We start from the raw sequence: 19,171 nt of genomic DNA on the forward strand, positions 1-19,171 counted from the left end.
GGTTGCTTTGTCTGGCGCTGCGGGCATTTCCGGGGCGGGCGGGGATGGCACATGGGTCGTCGGGTCACTGAGATGAGCAAGCATAGTCATGGGCTTGTTGTCGCGTCCGCTGTCCGGTTCCCTGACCGCTACGTATAGTTGGTTTCCTGTGCAAGACTGCCGGGATGCGTCCCCTGTGTGTGGGGTGTGTGTCGGGTCTTTGTTGGTTTTGCGGTGGCCTTGGCCCAGGGGAGACGCCCGGTCCCATTCCGAACCCGGTAGCTAAGCCCTGGCACGGCGATGGTACTGCACCTGGTAGGGTGCGGGAGAGTAGCACGCTGCCGCTTTCTTCTTTCGAGGAGGGACACCCCTTGCGGGGGGTGCCCCTCCTCCTTTTATTTCCCGGGGCGGGATCGACCACATCTCGCGGATCCACCCCAAACTCGGGTTTGTCGTGGTGTCTTGTCTTGCGGTAGTCGGGCCAACAACGGACACCCCACCCCAAGGTCGGGAAGGATGGCCTGGCCGCAGAACCGGAATCAGTCGAAGAGCCTGAAAAGTGATGTGGAAGCATGGGCGGGTGTTTCCTTATATGCAGCGTGCCCCTGCAATCCCGGATTGCAGGGGCACGCCGTCAGGGGAAGTGGGCTCAGTGGATGAATTGCAGGGAGGGGACGACGGTGGCACCGATGGTGCGGGTGGATATGACGCCCACGCCCTTGACGTTCATTTCGCTGATCTCGATGCTGCCGTCATCGTTCACTTTCTCCACGATGGCGACGTGGCCATACGTGGGATCGGCCCATTCCTGCCCCGGCTGGAAGGAGACGATGTCACCCACTTGGGGACGGTTGTCCACCAGATAGCCGAGAGCAAGGGCGCTGGCACCCCACATGCCGCCGTTACCGAAGAAGGACCCGACCGGAAGGCCGAGTTCCTTGCGGCGTTCGTAGGCATACCAAGTGCACTGGCCGTAGGGGTAGGAATTGCCGGAATCGCCGGTGGATACGGGCTGGCTCACCACGCGCTCTTCCGAGATGTCGTCGACCGTGGGCAGGGCATCAAGCGGGAGTGACTCCTGCTCGGTCGTGCCCCCTTCCGTCGTGGCATCGTCGGTCTTCGTGGCCAGCAAAGCGGCAAGCTGCTCATCGGTGATGATGGCAGGTTTGACGGCAGGCGGCGTCTCGGGATACTCCTCCTCCGGTTCGCTCACCAGCTCGTCCACGTCGATCTCCATGCTGTCTCCCAATCCCCATGTGCCATCGTTGTCCACGGAGAGGCTGGGGACGGCATCCTCGGCGCTGTCCCCGACGGCCGTGCCGGGGGATGCGTCCACACTGTCTTCCGGCACGGATACGCTGTCGGGGTCTTCCGCAACGGTTTCCGGGAAATCGGATTCCATGGGGGAGACAGGCGATGCACTTGGCGCCGTCGGCGGCGCGGCGAATGCGGCAGGCACCCCGAGGCTGGCGAGCAACGAGGCGACCGTGGCCAGCGTCAGGCCGCGGCGCAGCAGCGGTCGGCGTCCAATGCCCTTGTCGGTCTTCTTGTATACAGGTCGAACCATGGTGCTGAGTCGTTCCTCCAAATGTCTTCGTTACACGGGAAAGCCATATGGAATCCATGGTAGGAATGCATGGGGTGCGGGGAAAGAACCCGGCTGGAGGCCTTACGAATCCTCCACAAAAGCACTGCACGCAAAAGGCGCGGGGGTGCATGCCGCATCTTCGCGGCATGCACCCCCGCGCCTTTTGCGTCGGGAACCTCAGTTGGCTGGGAGCAGCACGCTGTCGCAGGAGATGTACCTCCGCTGCCATTCCAGGCACTGATAGGTCTGGGTGGCATCCGAGAGCGCGCGGTGCTCTTCGGTATCCGCGATGCCGTAACGCTGGATCAGGTCCACCAGGCGATGGCGCTCGGAGGGAAACAGACGCTTGTCGATGAGCATCGTGTCCAACGTGGGGCGACGGAAATTGTCCGCGAATCCCATGAGACGATGCTCCGCTTCGGACAGGAAGCCCATGTCGAAACGGATGTTATGCCCCACGATCATGTCGTTCTCGAGGAAATAGATGAAATCCTCCAGGATCTCGCCGATCGTGGGCTTGTCCGCCACCATTTCGTTGGTGATGCCGGTGAGCTGTGTGATGCGCGGCGTGATGACGGTGTCCGGATTGATGAGCTCGGCAAAGTGCCCCACCACCTTGCCGTCACGCACCTTCACCGCGCCGATCTCGGTGATGCGGTCACGCTGGGCGCTCAGTCCGGTGGTTTCCAGGTCGAGCGCCACGTAATCCTTGGGCAGGTGTTCCGCTGGTCGCTTGATTGTTGCCATGTCCTATCCTTCCTCCTCTTCCGGCGGCCACATGGGGCGCCACTGCGTACGATGTCGACCATGATGCACGCAAGACGCCGATGTCATCTGTCTCCATGTTGCAGTCTAGCGAACCGGGCAGAGACTCCGCTGCATCGGGACCGGTATGTTTACAAAGCGTCCCCAAGTCGCACGCACTATGGACGATGCGGGGTGCACCATGTGGACATGACGGGCGCTGCGGTGGCCATGCCGCGTGCCCGTGCCACTGCGTCGCCCGGTCAGGAGATTGCCGGGAACTGGCCGGTGGTGGATTCATTGTCCATGTAATGCGTGGTCTCCTCCATGGCCAGACGGATGGTCTCGGCGGTGGTCCGGTGGGCGTCCACGAAACGCAGGGCATCCTCGGCATTGATCAGGCTGGAATCGAACACGAGGCGCATCTGGTGCCAGGAGGCGCCGCCATGGCTTGAAGGGCACACGCCCTCGTCCACGAAACCGAAGGATTCATAGAAAGGCACCAGCTTCTCCTTGCAGGTGAGCACGATGCCGGCGCGGTGGTTGATGGCGCAGTCGAGGATGACCCTGCGCATCAGGTAGCCTGCGAAGCCGTGGTGCTGATAGAGGGGAGCGGTGTCCACCCCGAGGATCATCTGCCAGCAGCCGTTCTCGTTGTGGATGGTCGTATCCGAGAACATGGCATCCTCGAGGTTGGCGGTGTCGGTGGTCATTCCGTTGATGAAACTCACCAGCATGCCGTCCTCCAGCTGTGCCGGGAACGAACCCTGGGAGGGATCCACATCCGGGTTGATTAACAGCCAGAAATGCTCCGGGAACTTCTCGATCCTCGTGGCCAAACGTTCGCTATCCGCTGCTTCCTTCGGCGGGAAACAGGCCGCTTCCACGCTGGTGAGGGCATCGAGGTCATCCAAGGTCGCATGACGCACAAACATGCGCACCATCTTCTCTCGAGGCGTGCCCAAAAAGGCGGGGACAGGCCCGATTCGGGGAAAATCCGCTCTTGGAGTAACCCTGCCATAGCGCGATACGGCGGAAAACGCTTCGACGCTGAGAGGGGAAAGCGCACGGTTCGTGCGTCGGGACCAGTCGGATTCGCGCTATATTGTGTCTCGAAAAGCTGTGGAAGGATTCCTGAGACTTGCCCGCAAGGGCTCCCGTTGGATGTATGCCAAGTAAAGAGGGCTGTGCTGGGTGCCATACAGGACCCTGATATTCAAAAGGAGCATGGCAATATGGTCACGAACCCGAAGCCGGCTGCTGCGGCCCAAGGCGCGTCCGCCGCATCGGCAGTCACCGCCGCATCGGCAGATACTGCGCTGAAACGCACCCTCACCACGAAGGACCTCATTGTCTTCGGCATGATCTTCATGGTGCCAATCGCCCCGTTCTCCATCCTCGCGTCGGTGGCCGCCGTCTCCAACGGCATGCCGGCCATCGCCTACCTGATCGCAATGGTCGCGATGCTGTTCACGGCCCTGTCCTTCGGCATGATGGTGCCGCTCTTCCCCTCCTCGGGCAGCATCTACGTGTATGCGTCCCATGAGATGAGCCACGGCATCGGATTCGTGGTCGGTTGGCTGATGATCCTGCAATACCTGATCACCCCGGCGATCATGCTCATCATGGCCGCGAACGCCCTGCACGAATACATTCCCGGCGTGCCTACCTGGGTGTGGTGCGTCATCTTCCTGGCGGTCATCACGGCCATCGCCCTGCGCGGGACCGGCGCCACCGTCCTGGTGGACAAGCTGGCGCTGGCGGCCGAACTGGTCGTGCTGGCCCTGTTTTTCGTCTTCGGCATCATCTACGTGTGCAAGCATCCCGAGACCGCGCACTTCTCGGGCACCGCCTTCTTCAACCCGTCGAAGTTCAACATGAGTGACATGATGAGCGCCGTCTCGCTGTGCGCCCTGAGCTATGTGGGCTTCGGCTCGATCGTGACCCTGGACAACCAGTCGGTGCAGCCCAAGAAGGGGCCGCGCAAGGCCATGATCATCATCGTGCTCATCCTTGGCTTCCTGTACATGTCCATGAGTTTCCTGACGATGTGCATGGACCCGTCTGGCAACATCCTCGTGGCCAACCAGAACACCGGCTTCTACGAAGTCGCCGGCCTGGCCGGCAAGTGGCTCGGCGTGGTCTGCGCCGTCGCCAACGCGCTGGCGCTGGGCCTGTTCACCTCGCTGTCCGGCATGACGGCCATCTCCAGCCTGATGAACACCATGGCACAGGGTGACGCCCTGCCGAAGTTCCTGGCCAGGACCGGCAAGAAGAACGGCGTGCCGGTCGGGGCGACCCTGTTCACCGCTGGCGTCAGCCTGGTGCTGATCTTCGTGTTCGACTTCCTCGTCGGACAGAACGAGGCGGCGAAGCTGTCCAACTTCGGTGCGCTGTCCACGTACTTCATGCTCAACCTGGTGGTGATCTGGGGCCTGGGCATCAAGGGCCGCCAGTACACGGGCAGGACCTTCTGGCGCAGCGTGCTGTGCCCGCTCATCGGCGCGGCGGTCACCTTCTACATCTTCGTCTCGCTGGGCGTGAAGGTGTGGATCGTGGGCGTCATCTGGACGGTGCTGGGCATCGTCTATTACCTGGTGTGGTCCAAGGGGCTGCATCACACCGTCGACCTCGAACAGTCGGCGTCGTGAACCGGTCATAGCCAACGGCTATGACGATGGCCGCGTCCTGCGCATTGCCGCAGGACGCGGCCTTCTTGCGTTCTTGCGCCGCATATAGATTCTTCATATAGCCACGCCGCCGCGTTTCCCCGTCCTGCCGCATACATTGTGTCCTGGTGCGTGGCCCGCCCGCCGCGCACCGGGACAGTCGGACAGAGGAAACGAGGACACCACATGAAGTACACGGTCATCGGCGCAGGAGGCATGGGCATCCAGTTCGGTGTCCTGCTCCAGGAACTGGCAGGATGCGAGGTCGATTTCATCGACGGGTGGGCGTCCAACGTGGCCCGCATGCGCGAGCAGGGCGGCGCCTATGTCTCGCAGGACGGCCAGGACCGCCGCCTCGTGCCTGTCGACGTATGGTACCCGGAGGAATACCAAGGCGATCCCGACGTGTGGATTGTGTTCCTCAAGCAGCAGCAGCTGCCCGGCATGCTCGAACGCTGCGCGCACCTGTTCACGCCGAGGCAGTCCGTGTTCTGCGCCATGAACGGCTTCGGCCATTTCGAACGGCTGGCCGCGTATTTCGACCCTGCGCGCATCTACGGCGGTACGGCGCTCATCGGCGCCTACGTGTACGGACCGGGCGACTTCAACTTCACCGGCGACGCCGACGCCAAGGCGCTCAACGTCTGCGCCTACGACGGGCACAGGTCCGACGTCGATCCGGTGGAAGGCCTCCTGATGGAGGACTTCCGCGCCGCGGGCCTCAACCCGAGCGTCGTGCCGGACTTCCTCGGCATGTGCCTGGTGAAGATCGTGTTCAACTCGGTGCTCAACACCCTGTGCACCATGTACCGGATCCGTTTCGGCGAGTTCGCCGCCCACCCCAGCGCCCGGCCGCTGACCGAACGCCTGGTGGACGAGGCCTACGGCGCAGCCGAGGCCGCCGGCATCACGCTGTTGGGCACGAGGGAAACGGAGGTGGAGACGATCATGCACACCGCCTCGGTGGCGCATCCGCTGCACTATCCCTCGATGTACCAGGACCTGACCCGATGCCGTCCCACGGAAGTGGACTTCATCAACGGGTACATCGCCCGGCTCGGCAGGGAACACGGTGTCTCCTGTCCGCTGCACGAGCTGCTGGTCCACGAACTGCACCTAGCCGAGCACGCCTACGCCATCCACCATCCCGAACTCGCCCGGACCGGCGAGACGACCGCTGCCTGACACCACGAAAGGAACCACACCCATGAAGCAGATCCGACGCGCCCTGGGCGCCATCGCCACCATCCTCCTCGCCGCGGGCAGCCTGTCCGCATGCGGCACGGCCAACACCGCATCCGCCGAACAGATCGCCGTCCCCACCGAAGGCAACCCCACGTCCATCGTCGTGGGCGTATGCGCCGGCCCCTACGGCGACATGGTCAAGGAAGTCATCGCGCCGCTGCTCTCCGACGACGGCTACGACCTGAGCGTCAAGGAGTTCAGCGACTACGTGCAGCCGGACAAGGCGCTGGCAGCCGGCAGCATCGACGCGAACCTGATGCAGCACGGCAACTACCTGAAGAAGTTCAGCGCAGACAACAACCTCGACCTGGTCTCCCTCGGACAGGTGCCGACGTTGGGCCTGGGCATCTACTCGAACACCTTCGACTCGATCGACGACATCGCCGACGGCGCCACCGTGGGCATCGCGAACGACGCATCGAACCTCGCACGCAGCCTCGGCGTGCTCGAACAGCAGGGCCTCGTCACCCTCGACGGCGATGTCGACGCCACCAAAGCCAGCGTCGACGACATCACCGAGAACCCCCGTCACCTGAACATCAAGACCATCGACGCCGCCCAGCTCGCCCGCTCCCTCGACACCGTGGACGTGGTGCTCGTGCCCGGCAACTACTCGTGGGCGGCCGGCCTCAAGACCGAGGACGCGCTCGCCTTCGAGGAGCAGACCGACGGCGTCATCAACGTTGTCGCTGTCGCCGGCGTGAACAAGGACTCGCACTTCGCCAGGACCGTCTCCGACCTGCTGGTGAGCGACGAGTTCAAGGACGCCATCGCCGCCAGCGAATTCAAGGACTTCGGCAAGCCCACGGCATGGAAGGAGTGACCTGCCATGGCAGCACCCATCATCGAACTCGATGACGTCTCGGTCACCTTCCGGGAGGGCGGCCGGACCGTCGACGCCGTACGGCACGTCAGCCTGAACGTGCAGCCGGGGGAGATCTTCGGCATCGTCGGCTTCTCCGGCGCCGGCAAAAGCACGCTGGTGCGCACCGTCAACCTGCTGGAACGCCCCACCGGCGGCCGCGTGGTGATCGACGGGCAGGACGTGACCCAGCTGCGCGGCCGGCAGCTGCGTGAACTGCGCAAGTCCATCGGCTTCGTCTTCCAGGGCTTCAACCTCATCGGTAACGTGACCGTCGGCGCCAACATCGACTTCGCGTTGCGCGCCGGCGGAGTACCGAAGGAACGCCGCCGTGCGCGCACCCGCGAACTGCTCGACCTGGTCGGCCTCGGCCAGAAGGCGGACAGCTACCCATCCAGCCTGTCGGGAGGCCAGCAGCAGCGCGTCTCCATCGCGCGTGCGCTGGCCAACGAGCCGCGCATCCTGCTGTGCGACGAGGCGACCAGCGCGCTGGACGTGGAGACGACCGAGGAGATCCTGGCATTGCTGCGGCGCATCAACCGCGAGCTGGGCATCACCATCGTGTTCATCACCCACCAGCTGGAGGTGGCACAGCGTCTCTTCGACCGCGTGGCGGTCATGGAACACGGCGAGGTCATCGAACAGGGCACGACCTTCGACGTGTTCGCCGAACCGACGCACGAGACGACCAAGGCACTCGCCGAACGGTTCCTCGGGGTCGCCGTGCCGCGGCAACTCCTGCCCGAGCTGCCGGCGGGCAGGCTCATCGAACTGCGCTATCGCGGCGACGCCGCCTTCGAACCGATTATCAGCACCGTCGCGCAGCACCATGCGGTGGCGGTCAACGTGCTGCACGGCACCATCGAATACTTCGGCACGCGACCCGTCGGCACCCTCGTGGTGCTCGTCACGGCGACGCAACCCGGACAGGACGGCGCGCGCGCCGTGGACGAGGCACTCGACGACCTGGCCGGCCGTGTGCTCGGCTTCCGCGAACTGACCTCGCGGACGGCGGACGGCATCGGCCTGGAAGTGGATGAAGTACTGGAACAGGAGGTGACCGCATGAACGGGACCGTCGAGATACTGCGCGAACACTTGGGGCAGGCCTTGTGGGACACCTTCGTGATGGTCGGCATCGCCACCGTGGTGGGCGTCGTGCTGGGCACCGCCCTGGCACTGGTGCTGTACCTGACCGAGACGAGGCTGTTCACGCCCAACCGCGTGGTCAACGCCGTGGTGGGCTTCGTGGTCAACGCCATCAGGTCCTTGCCGTTCCTCATCCTGCTGGTGGTGCTCATCCCGCTCATCGCCCTGCTCATCGGCGACCCGTACACGCCGACCGGCGGCGCCATCGCACTGTCCATCGCCGCAGTCCCGTTCTTCGCCCGCATCGCGCAGAGCGCCTTCGCCGAAGTGGATCCGGGCCTGCTGGAGGCGGCCATTGCCACCGGCGCCCCGCTGCGGCAGGTCATCGCCCGCGCGATCTTCCCGCAGGCACTGCCGTCGTTCATCCGCGGCGTGGTGCTCACGGTGATCTCCCTGATCGGCTATTCGGCCATGGTGGGCACCATCGGCGCCGGCGGCATCGGTGACCTGGCGATCCAGTACGGCTACAACCGCTACGAGACCGGCGTGCTGGTGGCCATCGTCGTGCTGCTGGTCGTCCTCGTGCAGGCCATCCAATGGATCGGCGACCGGCTGGCCGCCCGCGTCACGCACTGAGCGAGGGGAGGAACGACCATGGCCATCGTACAGTTCTCACGGCAGGCCCGCGCGATCCCGCCCAACGTGTTCGAGCGCATGGACCGCACCGTCGCCGCTGCCCGTGCGCGCAGCATCGATGTCATCGACCTGTCGAAGGGCAACCCCGACGGGTTCCCCGACGCCGCCGTGCGCCGCATCGCCCGCGAGGCGGTGGACGCCCCGGGCAACGCGCGCTACACGCCCTTCGACGGCAAGCCGGGATACCTGGCCGCCGCGGCCGCCTGGTACCGCCGCGAACACGGCGTCGTCCTCGACCCGGCACGCCAGCTGTTCGCCGTGGAAGGCGCGGTCGACGGACTGGCCTGCGCTTTCCAGGTGCTGCTCGATCCGGGCGACAGCGTGGCCATGGTCGATCCCTACTATCCTTCCTATCACTGCATGGCGCGCATGCTGTCCGCACGGGAGGAGCTCCTGCCGGCGCGCGCCGACCTGGGCTGGCTGCCCGACCTCGACGCAGTGTCCGGGGACACCTGGGACCGTACCAAGCTCCTCGTGCTCAACTACCCGAACAACCCCACCGGGGCGCAGGCGCCGCACGGGTTCCTGGCGAAAGCCGTCGAGCTGGCACACCGCCATCGCTTCGCCATCCTGCACGACTTCGCCTACGCCGGCCTGAGCGTGTCCGAACCGCAGCCCAGCCTGCTGTCCATCGACGGCGCGCAGGACGTGGCCCTGGAGATCGTGTCCCTGTCGAAGATGGGGTCGATGGCAGGCTGGCGCGCCGGTTTCGTCGCCGGCAACGAGGAACTCGTGCACGCCGTGAAGCAGTACCACTACCAGATGGGTTCGATGGTCACCTCCTTCGTGCAGGACGCCGCCAGCTACGTGCTCGAGTCGGGAACCGAAGAGGTGCAGCGCCTCGCCCGCCGGTATGCCCGCCGCCGCGCCACGGTCACCACGGGGCTCGGCGCACTCGGCTACGACGTCTTCGACGCCCCCGGCGGCCTGTATGCGTGGATCGGCGCACCGCACGGCACGGACGGTGCCGGACTGTCCGCACAGTGGCTCGAGGAAGCCGGCGTGGCGGTCCTCGACGGTGCCTGCTTCGGCCGGGCCGGCCGCGGATACGTGCGCATGAGCCTGCTCCAGCCCAACAGTCGGCTCGCCGAAGCCGTCTCGCGCATCGCGACGTCGTGCAACACGCCAGCAGCGGCAGCCTTGTCAGCGGCATCAAGTACTACTTGGTAGCCATGAGCACTGCAAGGATCACCCTTCTCGACGGCATCGTCAACGCCGTCGGCGTGATGCTGCCTGCTCGCACGGCTGCATGCTGTGCTTCGTGTTGTTGTCGCTGAATGGCTGAGCGACGCCGTGACGCCGGTGGGAACACCGCCGCCGTCGCGCATGCTTCCCAGGCATATTCGCATACTTGTTCCCGCATCCTTCCCGGGACCCACTGTCCCCTCATGTCGATTCGACGTCTTTGTTCCCTAGCCATACCAGAGGAAACGCAGCATGCTTGACTGGTCCATCATCGCCAGATACGCGCCGTTCTTCGTGACCGGCGCGTGGATGACGCTGTTCATCTCCGTCTTCGGCATCGCGCTCGCCCTGCTCACCGGACTGCTCTGCGCAGCCATCGAGACCGCGCATGTCCCCGTCCTGCGGCAGCTCGTGCGCGTCTATGTCGAGGTCAGCAGGAACACGCCGTTGCTGGTGCAGCTCTACTTCCTGTACTTCGGGCTTCCCAAGCTCGGCTTCGTATGGTCCGCCGAGGCCTGCGCCGTCATCGGCCTGGGCTTCCTCGGAGGTTCCTACATGGCGGAGGCCATGCGCGCCGGCCTGCAGGCAGTGCCCGAGGCGCAGCGCGAGAATGCCTACATGCTCGGCTTCACCAAGGCGCAGACCATGACGCGCGTGGTGGTGCCCCAAGCCATCAGCTCCGCCGTGCCCGGCGTCATCGCCAACGTCATCTTCCTGGTCAAGGAGTCCAGCGTGGTGTCCGCCATCGCGCTCGCCGACGTCATGTACATGACGAAGGACCTCATCGGCATGACCTACAGCACCTACGAGGCTCTGTTCCTGCTGATCGTGACCTACCTGGTCATCCTGCTGCCGATATCGATCCTGGGAACATGGCTGGAAAGGAGGTTCGACCATGCAAGGCGCTGAGATCCTGCTCGAACTGGGAGTGTTCCCGCGACTGCTGCAGGGACTGTGGGTGACCGTCTGGATCGCGGCGGTCAGCGTGGGGCTGAGCATTCCCGTCGGCCTGGTCGCGGGATGGCTGATGACCGTGCGCAACCCCGTGGTGCGTGCCGTCATGCGCGTCTACCTCGACTTCATCCGCATCATGCCGCAGCTGGCGCTCCTGTTCATCGCCTACTACGGTCTGGCGCGCGCCTGGAACTGGAACGTCGACGCGACCGGCGCCTGCGTGCTCGTCTTCGTGCTGTGGGGCGGCGCCGAACTCGGCGACCTCGTGCGCGGCGCGCTGCTGTCGATCCCGCAGGTGCAGGCGGAGACCGCCTACATGCTGGGCATGACCAGCTGGCAATCCTTCAGCCGGGTGATCCTGCCGCAGACGCTGCGCAGGCTGCTGCCCGCATCCGTCAACCTGGCGACGCGCATCGTGAAGACCACGTCGCTGGCCGTACTGCTCGGCGTGGTCGAGGTAATCAAGGTGGGCCAGCAGATCATCGACGCGAACCGTTTCCAGTACCCGACCGGCACCCTGTGGGTATACGGCGTGATCTTCCTCATGTACTTCATCGTCTGCTGGCCGCTGTCCCTGGCGGCCCGCGCACTCGAGAAAAGGTGGGCCAATGACTGAACGGAACGAACGGATCGTGCTGCGCGTGGACGGCCTCGTCAAGCGCTACGCCGGCGCCGACCGCAACGTGTTCGACGGGATCTCCTTCGAGGTGCCCCGCGGCAAGGTGCTGGTGATCGTCGGGCCCTCCGGGTCGGGCAAGTCCACGCTGCTGCGCGCCGTGGCCGGCCTGGAGCCGATCCAGGGCGGCACCATCGCACTGGACGGCGAGGTCATCGAGACCGGCCGGCCGGGCACCGAACGGCAGGGGAGGGCCAAGCGGTCCAGCGCCCTGCGCACGAAGATCGGCATGGTGTTCCAAAGCTACGACCTGTTCCCCAACCACACCGTGCTGGGCAACGTCACGCTGGCGCCGATCCTGGTGCAGAAACGCGACAAGGCCGAAGTGGAGGCGGAGGCCCTGCGCCTCCTGGAACGCGTCGGACTGGCCGACCGGGCCGACGCGAAGCCGCATGAACTGTCCGGCGGCCAGCGCCAGCGCGTCGCCATCTGCCGTGCGCTCATCGAACATCCGCAGCTGCTGCTGCTCGACGAGATCACCGCGGCCCTCGACCCGGAAATGGTGCATGAGGTGCTCGACGTGGTGCTCGAACTGGCGGACCAAGGGCAGACGATGCTCATCGTCACCCACGAGATGCAGTTCGCGCGCGCCATCGCCGACCGCATCATCATGATCGAGGGCGGCACCATCGTGGAGGAGTCGGACGACCCGGACGCCTTCTTCACGCATCCGCACACCGAGCGTGCCCGGGAATTCCTCCGCACCTTCGAATTCACGCGGCACCGCCATGACCATGGCGCGTGACCGACCAGACGAATCCCAAGAAGAACACAACCAACCACAGAGAGGGGCTCATCATGAGCACAACCACAGCCAGCAAACTGCGCACCGCACTGACCGCGATCGCCGCCAGCGTCGCCATGGTGGCAGGCATGGCCGCATGCGGCCCGAACGCCGCCACCCCCAGCGAGGCGGCCGCCAGCGGCGACACCACCGCCACCTCCGCCGCCAAGGCGCGGTCGCTGGACGAGATCAAGCAGTCCGGCGAACTGCGCGTGGCGGTGTTCTCCGACAAGGCGCCGTTCGGCTACGTGGACAAGGACGGCAACTACGCCGGCTACGACGTGGTCTTCGCGGACCGTCTCGCCAAGGACCTCGGCGTCAAGGCATTGTATACTTCCGTCGATCCCGCCGCGCGCGTGGACGTGCTCACCTCCAACAAGGTGGACGTGACGCTCGCCAACTTCACTGTGACCGAGGAACGTGCCGCGAAGGTCGACTTCAGCAAGCCATACATGAAGGTGTCCCTGGGCATCGTATCCCCGGAGGATGCGCCGATCAACGACGTGAAGGAACTCGAAGGCAAGAAGCTCATCGTGGCCAAGGGCACGACCGCGGAAACCTATTTCGAGGAGAACTACCCGCAGATCGAACTGCTCAAGTTCGACCAGTACGCGGACGCCTACAATGCGCTGCTCGACGGCCGCGGCGCCGCGATGAGCACCGACAACACCGAGGTACTGGCCTGGGCGAAGGCGAACCCTGGCTACGTCGTGAACGTGACCGAGCTCGGCGACGTCGACGTCATCGCCGCGGCGGTGCAGAAGGGCAACACCGAGCTGCTCGACTACATCGACGGACAGATCGTGACGCTTGGCAAGGAGGACTTCTTCCACAAGGACTTCGAGGAGACCCTGGCACCCGTGTACGGCGACGAGGTCGACCCGGACGATATCGTGGTGGAAGGCGGCGTGGTGGACTCCCAGTGACGTCCGGCTCATGGGCATCCGGCCCCTTCGCGGACCATGGATTGCTACGATGGTCGCAACCTCGCGCGACCGTATGCATCATGGATGCGTTTGACAGAAGGAGTTGGATGCCATGAGCGGCATTGCCATTACCATTATCGTCCTCATCGTTCTTGCGATCGTCGTCATTGCCTCGACCGCCTACATCGTGCCACAGCAGCAGGCCTACATCGTCGAACGGTTCGGCAAGTTCCACACCGTGACCTTTGCGGGCATCCATTTCAAGATCCCCTTCGTGGACCGCATCGCCATGAAGACGAACATGCGTGTCTCGCAGCTCAACGTGAAGCTGGAGACCAAGACGCTGGACAACGTCTTCGTGGAGATCGTGGCCTCCACCCAGTACCGGGTGAACCCCGACAACGTGGCGAAGGCATACTACGAGCTGCGCGACCCGCAGGGCCAGCTGCGCTCCTACATGGAGGACGCCCTGCGCTCCGCGATCCCGACCCTCACCCTCGACGACGCCTTCGCCCGCAAGGACAACGTGGCGCTCGACGTGCAGGCAACCGTCGGCGCGGAGATGGCCCGCTTCGGCTTCAGCGTGGTCAAGACCCTGATCACCTCGATCGATCCGAGCCCGCAGGTCAAGAGCGCCATGGATTCCATCAACGCCGCCCAGCGCGAGAAGGAAGCCACCCGCCAGCGGGCCGAAGCCAGCCGCATCCAGATCGAGACCCAGGCACAGGCCGAGGCCGAGAAGACCCGCCTGCAGGGCGAGGGCCAGGCGAACTACCGTCGCGAGATCGCCAACGGCATCGTCGACCAAATCCGCAGCCTGCAGGAAGTCGGCATGGACATCTCCTCGGTGAACAACGTGGTCCTGTTCAACCAGTACCTCGACGTGCTGCGCAGCCTGTCCGAGTCGTCGAACGCGAAGACCGTCGTCCTGCCCGCCTCCACCCCAGGCGGTTACGGGGAGGTCTACAGCCAGATGACGCAGGCGATGATGACCAGTCAGGAAGCCGAGTAGGCCCGATTCCTGCATCAGGCCCCGAGGAACTCCGGGATGCTGCCGGCGGCGGCATAGCCTGCCCGGTACATGCGTTCCAGTCCCTCGAAGTTCTTCGACAGGGTCGACAGGCCGTACAGTTCCTCGGGGGCGAGGATCAGCACCTTGCCTTCCGCCTCGTACCGCTTGGCGAGCGCCACCTGCCCGTTGTAGGTGGCATACCGGTTGAGGAGTCGCTCGGCGGCTGCGGGGTAGGAGTGGCGCAGGATCCTGGCGGGGGCACGGTCGTGGCCTTGTTCGCGCTGGTAGTCGCGGGGCCGGGTCAGGACGACGACCACGCGGTCGGCGCCGTCGTCCAGCGCCTTCTGCACCGGCACCGGGTCGACGATGCCGCCATCGTAGTACGGTACGCCATCAATCTCCTGGGGCTGGCATGCCACGGGCACCGCCGAGCTCGCTTTCATGATGGCGAAGTCGTCATAGTGCACGTCGGCCTTGCCGAAATAGTGTGCCGAACCGTCGCGGGCGTCGCATGCCACGACGGTGAAGGCGGTCGGGTTCGCCGCGAAGGCCTCGTAGTCCACGGGATACTCGCCGTCGTGGTTGCTCAGGGTGCTGTAGACGTAGTCGAGGTTCGCGTAGTTGTGGTTGTGGATGAAGGAGTCGAGCCCTGCATACTCCTTGCGGAACGCGTACTGCGTGTAGAAGGTGTGGTTGCGGCCGTGCTGCCCGGCCAGGAATGACGTCAGGTTGGCGCTGCCGGCGGAGACGCCGTAGACGTGGTCGAATCCGACGCCGTCCTCCTCGCAGCGGTCGAGGACGCCGGCGCCGAAGATGGCGCGGAATCCGCCGCCGACGTCAATGAGTGCGGTCTTGTGTTCGTTCATCGTCACCTCTCAGGACAACATGCATGGATGGGTCGGTACGTCGGGCATGGGTGGGGGCAGGGCGTGGAAGTGCGCGTGGGCGGCGGCCGTCAGTCGGCGCGCACGGTCACCGTGGGCGTGCCGTGCGCCCAGTCGCCGGCCAGCAGGCTGGCGGACAGGTCGGCGAACCGTTCGTCGTCGTCGGAGTTGGCCAGCGTGACCGAGCCGTCATGGTCCTCCGGCGCCAGCTGGCCCAGCGACTCCAGCACCACCTCGAGATGGTGGGCGGTGCCGGCGTTGCCGTCCACGATGACCACGTGGTCGGGCAGCAGTTCGCGGAAATAGTCGCGGTAGAACACGAAGTGGGTGCAGCCGAGCACCACCGCGTCCACGCTGTCCAGGTCGTAGCCGTCGAAGTAGCCGTGCAGGGTCTCCATGACCAGATCATGGTCGTGGAGCTGCCCGTGCTCCACGACCTCCACCAGCTGTGGGCAGGGCTGCCGCTCGATGGTGTGCCGGGAGGAGAAGCGTTCCATGAGCGTCTCGAACTTGCGTTCGCGCAGGGTCAGTTCGGTGGCGGCGACGATGACGTGCTGGCGTGTGCCGTGGCCGCGGTCGCAGGCGACCTTGAGCGCGGGCTCCATGCCGATGATGGGGATGTCGTAGCGTTCGCGCAGCGCGTTGACGGCGGCGCTGGTGGCGGTGTTGCACGCGATGACCACGGCCTTGGCACCTTGTTCCACGAAATGTTCCACGATGGATTCGCTCAGGGCGCGCACTTCCTGCGGGGTCTTCATGCCGTAGGGGGCGTGCGCGGAGTCGCCGAGGAACAGGATGTCCTCGTGCGGCAGTTGCCGGTGGATCTCCCGTACCACCGAGATGCCGCCCATGCCGGAATCGAATACGCCGATGGGTGCCGTGGATGCCATGTCTACTTCCTTCGTCCGGATGTCCCCAATATTATAGGAGCACCGCCGCCCGGAGTGAAGGGCGCGACTTCCGTGCACCCCGTTACGATGGGAGCCATGACCATTGCATCAACGCTGACCAAGGCCCAGGCGACGGGCAACGACTTCCTGATGTTCGCGGATCCCGACGGGTCCCATGATCCGCAGCCGGGCGAGATCGCACGGATCTGCGACCGGCATTTCGGCATCGGCGCCGACGGCATCATCCGCGTGACCCGTCCGCAGTACGTGCGCGACCTCGACGACGCCCGGCGCGACGCCTGCCGCAAGGCCGGCGCAGAGTGGTTCATGGACTACCGCAACGCCGACGGCTCGATCGCGCAGATGTGCGGCAACGGCGCGCGCGCCACCGCACTGTTCATCAAGACCCAGGGCCTGGCGGACATGCCCGAGGGCCAACCCCTTGCCCTCGGCACGCGCGCCGGCGTCAAGCTCCTCACCCCGCTCGCAGACGACCCGCAGCTCGGCGACCAGCTGTTCCGCGTGGACATGGGCAAGTGGACCATGGGGGAGGCCGACGCCTACGCCGTCTCGATCCCGGACCATGACGGCCAGGGCCGCGGCACCTTCGTGGACATGGGCAACCCGCACGTGGTGACCGTGGTGGAGGATGCCTTCTCCACGCTGCCCGTCCTTGACCAGCTCGACCTGACGGTGCAGCCGGACATGACGCCGCGCATCGGCGAGGGACAGAACGTGGAGTTCGTGCGCGTCGACGACATCGACGCATCGAGCGACCTGGGCGAGGCCAGCATGCGCGTCCACGAGCGCGGCTGCGGCGAGACGCTGTCCTGCGGCTCCGGCCTGTGCGCCACGGCCGTCGTGCTGCGCGCGAAGACCGGCATCGACCACTGGGTGATCACCGTACGCGGCGGCGTCCTGCGCATCGACGTGACCGACGACTCCGTCATGCTGACCGGCGCAGCACATCTCGTCGCTGCCGTCACGCTGCTGCAGTAGCGCAAGGCCCATGGATGCGGCGAGGGGCGGTCGGGAACCCCGACCGCCCCTCGCCGCATCCATGGGCCTTACGTGAAGAGATAGGCGCCGTCCTTGACCAGGATGAGGGTGGCCATCGCCAGCAGCCACACCACGTCGATCATCAGGTCGATGTTGAGGCGGTAGTAGCGGCGCAGCCCGCGCGCCCTGGCAGGCAGGCGCTGCACGGTGACCGTCGCGTGGCTCACGGCCATGAACTGGATGGTCGTCGCGAAGAACAGCGCCAGGCACCACGGGCACAGGGCGCGAATCACGAACAGCGACTGGGAGGTCAGCCAATAGGAGTAGGCGAGCGCCGCCAGGGAACCGAGCCAAGTGCAGGCGGCGAACCAGCGCGGCATGCGCATGCGGGCCAGACCGATGACGGCGATGGTCACGAACACCGCCTCGGCGGCGATGCCGAAGAAGGCGTTGGGGTAGCTCAGGCCGGCGAACTTGACGATCTCGGATTGCCAGGACTGTGCGACGGCGGTGCAGGAGAGCACGGAGTTGACGTCGCAGGAGAGGGCTTGGCCGGGTTGACGTGCCATCTGCAGGGTTTCCGCCGACAGCACGAAGGAGACGAGCAGGGCCGCCAGGGATGCCGCCAGCATCACCAGGTACAGCCAGGTGGGGCCGTGCCTCCAGCCGCGGGGCTCCTCCTGTTCGAGCATGTCGTTGTCTGCGTCCATGGCCGCCTCCTCGTTTCCACGGTGGGTTGTCCTTCTGTAGCGTAGCGCAACCACCGGCCGCAGTCCGTGGCTGTCCCGCCAGGTGCGACGGTCTGTCCGTGCCTGCGGATTGCGGCTACACTGGTGCACATGACTCTCGCGAATACACCACCGACGGTCGGCTGGGACCTGCACTGCCACACCGTGTTCTCCGATGGGACCGTCACTCCTGCGGGCATGATCCAGGAAGCGGGGCGCCTGGGGTTGCATGGCGTGGCCATCGCGGACCATGACACCACCGCCGGCTGGCAGGAGGCCCGACTGGCCGCCGAGGAGGCGGGAATGCCCCTGGTGCGCGGCTCGGAGATCACCTCGCATGACGACGGTGTGTCCGTGCACATGCTGGCGTATCAGTACGACCCGGACGATGCGATGCTTGCCGGCCTGTTCGCGAGGACGCGTGCGGCACGGCGGGAGCGTGCCCGGCAGATGGTGGAGCGTCTGGGCCGTGACTATCCCATCACCTGGGAGAGCGTCCTGGCGCAGATCAAGGAGGGGAGCCGCACCACGGTCGGCCGCCCGCACATCGCCGACGCGCTGGTGGCCGTCGGCGTCTATCCGACGCGTTCCGACGCCTTCGCCGGGGCGGTGAGCTCGCACTCGCCGTACTATATCCCCACGCCGTCGCCGTCCGCGGAGGAGGTCATCGCCGCCGTGCGCCATGCGGGCGGCGTGAGCGTGGTCGCCCATGCCGCCGACCCGAGCCGCAACCGCCGACTGCTGTCGCGCGAACGAATCGAGCACCTGGCGGGGGAGGGCCTGGACGGCCTGGAGGTCTGGCACCGCGGCAATCCGGTGGAGGGACGGCGGATGCTGCTCGACGTCGCCGAACGGTGCGGCCTGCTGGTCACCGGCGGCTCCGACTGGCACGGCGCGGGCAAGCCGAATGTGATGGGCGAGTTCGTGACCGACGATGCCACGGTGCGTGAGATCGTCCGCCGCGGCACGCTGCCGTTGGTGCAGTGACCGGCCACTGGCGACGAAGGCGCCGGTGGCCGATACGGTTACTGGATGCCGCCGAAGCCCACCGCGTGACGGGTCTCCGAGCCGATGATCGCATAGCCGAGTGCATCCGCCGGGACCACGAACTGGCGGTCCTTGTTGTCCGTCAGGACGATGGGGCGGCCCTCCTGGAGGGCTTGGTCGATGGTGTCGCGCACCTGGGAGGCCGGTTCGTCGGTGTCGAAGGTGACTGCGCGGCCGACGTTGCGGATGCCGAGTTCGATTTCCATGGGTGTACT

At 65.5% G+C, this 19,171-nt stretch carries 20 protein-coding genes and 1 rRNA gene; 14 read left to right on the plus strand and 7 right to left on the minus strand.

What is annotated here, in order from left to right; all coding sequences use genetic code 11:
* The first annotated feature begins 209 nt into the window (after positions 1-209).
* A 5S ribosomal RNA gene (gene rrf, locus BCUN_RS03525) occupies positions 210-326 on the plus strand.
* A gap of 302 nt (positions 327-628) precedes the next feature.
* Here the strand turns inward: rrf and BCUN_RS11340 are convergent.
* The 3 genes from BCUN_RS11340 to BCUN_RS03540 form a co-directional block, all read right to left on the minus strand.
* A complete protein-coding gene (locus tag BCUN_RS11340; protein WP_081895515.1) occupies positions 629-1,546 on the minus strand; it encodes a CHAP domain-containing protein in 918 nt (305 codons plus the stop codon).
* A 198-nt stretch (positions 1,547-1,744) separates the two neighbouring features.
* Complete coding sequence (locus BCUN_RS03535) at positions 1,745-2,314, minus strand: 3'-5' exonuclease (RefSeq protein ID WP_051920670.1); 570 nt, start codon at positions 2,312-2,314, stop codon at positions 1,745-1,747.
* 260 nt (positions 2,315-2,574) lie between these two features.
* Positions 2,575-3,246 (minus strand): GNAT family N-acetyltransferase, encoded by a 672-nt coding sequence (locus tag BCUN_RS03540; protein WP_033516859.1) that lies wholly within the window; start codon positions 3,244-3,246, stop codon positions 2,575-2,577.
* A gap of 300 nt (positions 3,247-3,546) precedes the next feature.
* On the opposite strand from BCUN_RS03540, the gene BCUN_RS03545 reads away from it, so the two are divergent.
* The 11 genes from BCUN_RS03545 (at position 3,547) to BCUN_RS03595 (ending at position 14,408) form a co-directional block, all read left to right on the plus strand.
* Positions 3,547-4,962, plus strand: coding sequence for an APC family permease (locus BCUN_RS03545; RefSeq protein WP_033516857.1), 1,416 nt, complete (start codon positions 3,547-3,549; stop codon positions 4,960-4,962).
* A gap of 204 nt (positions 4,963-5,166) precedes the next feature.
* Positions 5,167-6,165, plus strand: a complete 999-nt coding sequence (locus BCUN_RS03550; RefSeq protein WP_033516855.1) for a ketopantoate reductase family protein — start codon at positions 5,167-5,169, stop codon at positions 6,163-6,165.
* A 22-nt stretch (positions 6,166-6,187) separates the two neighbouring features.
* Positions 6,188-7,048 carry a MetQ/NlpA family ABC transporter substrate-binding protein gene (locus tag BCUN_RS03555; RefSeq protein WP_033516853.1) on the plus strand — a complete coding sequence of 287 codons (861 nt, stop codon included), beginning with the start codon at positions 6,188-6,190 and terminating at the stop codon, positions 7,046-7,048.
* A 6-nt stretch (positions 7,049-7,054) separates the two neighbouring features.
* Positions 7,055-8,155 (plus strand): methionine ABC transporter ATP-binding protein, encoded by a 1,101-nt coding sequence (locus BCUN_RS03560; RefSeq protein WP_033516851.1) that lies wholly within the window; start codon positions 7,055-7,057, stop codon positions 8,153-8,155.
* Positions 8,152-8,811 (plus strand): methionine ABC transporter permease, encoded by a 660-nt coding sequence (locus tag BCUN_RS03565; protein ID WP_033516848.1) that lies wholly within the window; start codon positions 8,152-8,154, stop codon positions 8,809-8,811. Before BCUN_RS03560 ends, BCUN_RS03565 begins: the two co-directional genes overlap by 4 nt.
* Before the next feature lie 18 nt (positions 8,812-8,829).
* Complete coding sequence (locus tag BCUN_RS03570; RefSeq protein ID WP_051920672.1) at positions 8,830-10,041, plus strand: pyridoxal phosphate-dependent aminotransferase; 1,212 nt, start codon at positions 8,830-8,832, stop codon at positions 10,039-10,041.
* A gap of 267 nt (positions 10,042-10,308) precedes the next feature.
* Positions 10,309-10,965, plus strand: a complete 657-nt coding sequence (locus BCUN_RS03575) for an amino acid ABC transporter permease (RefSeq protein WP_033516846.1) — start codon at positions 10,309-10,311, stop codon at positions 10,963-10,965.
* The gene (locus BCUN_RS03580; RefSeq protein ID WP_033516844.1) at positions 10,952-11,626 is read left to right on the plus strand and encodes an amino acid ABC transporter permease; all 675 of its coding nucleotides are present in this window, start codon (positions 10,952-10,954) and stop codon (positions 11,624-11,626) included. The genes BCUN_RS03575 and BCUN_RS03580 overlap by 14 nt, the downstream gene beginning before the upstream one ends.
* The gene (locus BCUN_RS03585; RefSeq protein WP_033516842.1) at positions 11,619-12,431 is read left to right on the plus strand and encodes an amino acid ABC transporter ATP-binding protein; all 813 of its coding nucleotides are present in this window, start codon (positions 11,619-11,621) and stop codon (positions 12,429-12,431) included. Before BCUN_RS03580 ends, BCUN_RS03585 begins: the two co-directional genes overlap by 8 nt.
* A 116-nt stretch (positions 12,432-12,547) precedes the next feature.
* Positions 12,548-13,396, plus strand: coding sequence for a cysteine ABC transporter substrate-binding protein (locus tag BCUN_RS03590; RefSeq protein ID WP_420796466.1), 849 nt, complete (start codon positions 12,548-12,550; stop codon positions 13,394-13,396).
* 112 nt (positions 13,397-13,508) lie between these two features.
* Positions 13,509-14,408 carry an SPFH domain-containing protein gene (locus tag BCUN_RS03595; protein WP_033516840.1) on the plus strand — a complete coding sequence of 300 codons (900 nt, stop codon included), beginning with the start codon at positions 13,509-13,511 and terminating at the stop codon, positions 14,406-14,408.
* A 14-nt stretch (positions 14,409-14,422) separates the two neighbouring features.
* Here BCUN_RS03595 and BCUN_RS03600 read toward each other — a convergent pair whose 3' ends face one another.
* Positions 14,423-15,274 (minus strand): patatin-like phospholipase family protein, encoded by an 852-nt coding sequence (locus BCUN_RS03600; RefSeq protein WP_033516838.1) that lies wholly within the window; start codon positions 15,272-15,274, stop codon positions 14,423-14,425.
* An 89-nt stretch (positions 15,275-15,363) separates the two neighbouring features.
* Complete coding sequence (gene murI / locus BCUN_RS03605; RefSeq protein WP_051920674.1) at positions 15,364-16,182, minus strand: glutamate racemase; 819 nt, start codon at positions 16,180-16,182, stop codon at positions 15,364-15,366.
* A 96-nt stretch (positions 16,183-16,278) separates the two neighbouring features.
* Between murI and dapF the strand changes: the two genes are divergently transcribed.
* Positions 16,279-17,181, plus strand: coding sequence for a diaminopimelate epimerase (gene dapF / locus BCUN_RS03610; protein ID WP_033516836.1), 903 nt, complete (start codon positions 16,279-16,281; stop codon positions 17,179-17,181).
* 68 nt (positions 17,182-17,249) lie between these two features.
* Here dapF and BCUN_RS03615 read toward each other — a convergent pair whose 3' ends face one another.
* Complete coding sequence (locus tag BCUN_RS03615; RefSeq protein ID WP_033516828.1) at positions 17,250-17,891, minus strand: vitamin K epoxide reductase family protein; 642 nt, start codon at positions 17,889-17,891, stop codon at positions 17,250-17,252.
* Positions 17,892-18,020: 129 nt separating this feature from the next.
* Here BCUN_RS03615 and BCUN_RS03620 point away from each other — a divergent pair, with 129 nt between their 5' ends.
* The gene (locus BCUN_RS03620) at positions 18,021-18,896 is read left to right on the plus strand and encodes a PHP domain-containing protein (RefSeq protein ID WP_051920676.1); all 876 of its coding nucleotides are present in this window, start codon (positions 18,021-18,023) and stop codon (positions 18,894-18,896) included.
* 38 nt (positions 18,897-18,934) lie between these two features.
* Here BCUN_RS03620 and BCUN_RS03625 read toward each other — a convergent pair whose 3' ends face one another.
* Positions 18,935-19,162: a DUF3107 domain-containing protein gene (locus BCUN_RS03625; protein ID WP_033516826.1), complete on the minus strand. Its 228-nt coding sequence runs from the start codon at positions 19,160-19,162 to the stop codon at positions 18,935-18,937.
* Between the last annotated feature and the right edge of the window lie 9 nt (positions 19,163-19,171).

The sequence above is a fragment of the Bifidobacterium cuniculi genome (assembly GCF_000741575.1).
Taxonomy (GTDB): Bacteria; Actinomycetota; Actinomycetes; order Actinomycetales; family Bifidobacteriaceae; genus Bifidobacterium; species Bifidobacterium cuniculi.

What these genes read in the sequence shown, in the direction of transcription:
- BCUN_RS11340 (WP_081895515.1), bottom strand. Translation starts at nt 1,546, where the DNA reads ATGGTTCGACCTGTATACAAGAAGACCGACAAGGGCATTGGACGCCGA.
- BCUN_RS03535 (WP_051920670.1), bottom strand. Translation starts at nt 2,314, where the DNA reads ATGGCAACAATCAAGCGACCAGCGGAACACCTGCCCAAGGATTACGTG.
- BCUN_RS03540 (WP_033516859.1), bottom strand. Translation starts at nt 3,246, where the DNA reads ATGTTTGTGCGTCATGCGACCTTGGATGACCTCGATGCCCTCACCAGC.
- BCUN_RS03545 (WP_033516857.1), top strand. Translation starts at nt 3,547, where the DNA reads ATGGTCACGAACCCGAAGCCGGCTGCTGCGGCCCAAGGCGCGTCCGCC.
- BCUN_RS03550 (WP_033516855.1), top strand. Translation starts at nt 5,167, where the DNA reads ATGAAGTACACGGTCATCGGCGCAGGAGGCATGGGCATCCAGTTCGGT.
- BCUN_RS03555 (WP_033516853.1), top strand. Translation starts at nt 6,188, where the DNA reads ATGAAGCAGATCCGACGCGCCCTGGGCGCCATCGCCACCATCCTCCTC.
- BCUN_RS03560 (WP_033516851.1), top strand. Translation starts at nt 7,055, where the DNA reads ATGGCAGCACCCATCATCGAACTCGATGACGTCTCGGTCACCTTCCGG.
- BCUN_RS03565 (WP_033516848.1), top strand. Translation starts at nt 8,152, where the DNA reads ATGAACGGGACCGTCGAGATACTGCGCGAACACTTGGGGCAGGCCTTG.
- BCUN_RS03570 (WP_051920672.1), top strand. Translation starts at nt 8,830, where the DNA reads ATGGCCATCGTACAGTTCTCACGGCAGGCCCGCGCGATCCCGCCCAAC.
- BCUN_RS03575 (WP_033516846.1), top strand. Translation starts at nt 10,309, where the DNA reads ATGCTTGACTGGTCCATCATCGCCAGATACGCGCCGTTCTTCGTGACC.
- BCUN_RS03580 (WP_033516844.1), top strand. Translation starts at nt 10,952, where the DNA reads ATGCAAGGCGCTGAGATCCTGCTCGAACTGGGAGTGTTCCCGCGACTG.
- BCUN_RS03585 (WP_033516842.1), top strand. Translation starts at nt 11,619, where the DNA reads ATGACTGAACGGAACGAACGGATCGTGCTGCGCGTGGACGGCCTCGTC.
- BCUN_RS03590 (WP_420796466.1), top strand. Translation starts at nt 12,548, where the DNA reads ATGGTGGCAGGCATGGCCGCATGCGGCCCGAACGCCGCCACCCCCAGC.
- BCUN_RS03595 (WP_033516840.1), top strand. Translation starts at nt 13,509, where the DNA reads ATGAGCGGCATTGCCATTACCATTATCGTCCTCATCGTTCTTGCGATC.
- BCUN_RS03600 (WP_033516838.1), bottom strand. Translation starts at nt 15,274, where the DNA reads ATGAACGAACACAAGACCGCACTCATTGACGTCGGCGGCGGATTCCGC.
- murI (WP_051920674.1), bottom strand. Translation starts at nt 16,182, where the DNA reads ATGGCATCCACGGCACCCATCGGCGTATTCGATTCCGGCATGGGCGGC.
- dapF (WP_033516836.1), top strand. Translation starts at nt 16,279, where the DNA reads ATGACCATTGCATCAACGCTGACCAAGGCCCAGGCGACGGGCAACGAC.
- BCUN_RS03615 (WP_033516828.1), bottom strand. Translation starts at nt 17,891, where the DNA reads ATGGACGCAGACAACGACATGCTCGAACAGGAGGAGCCCCGCGGCTGG.
- BCUN_RS03620 (WP_051920676.1), top strand. Translation starts at nt 18,021, where the DNA reads ATGACTCTCGCGAATACACCACCGACGGTCGGCTGGGACCTGCACTGC.
- BCUN_RS03625 (WP_033516826.1), bottom strand. Translation starts at nt 19,162, where the DNA reads ATGGAAATCGAACTCGGCATCCGCAACGTCGGCCGCGCAGTCACCTTC.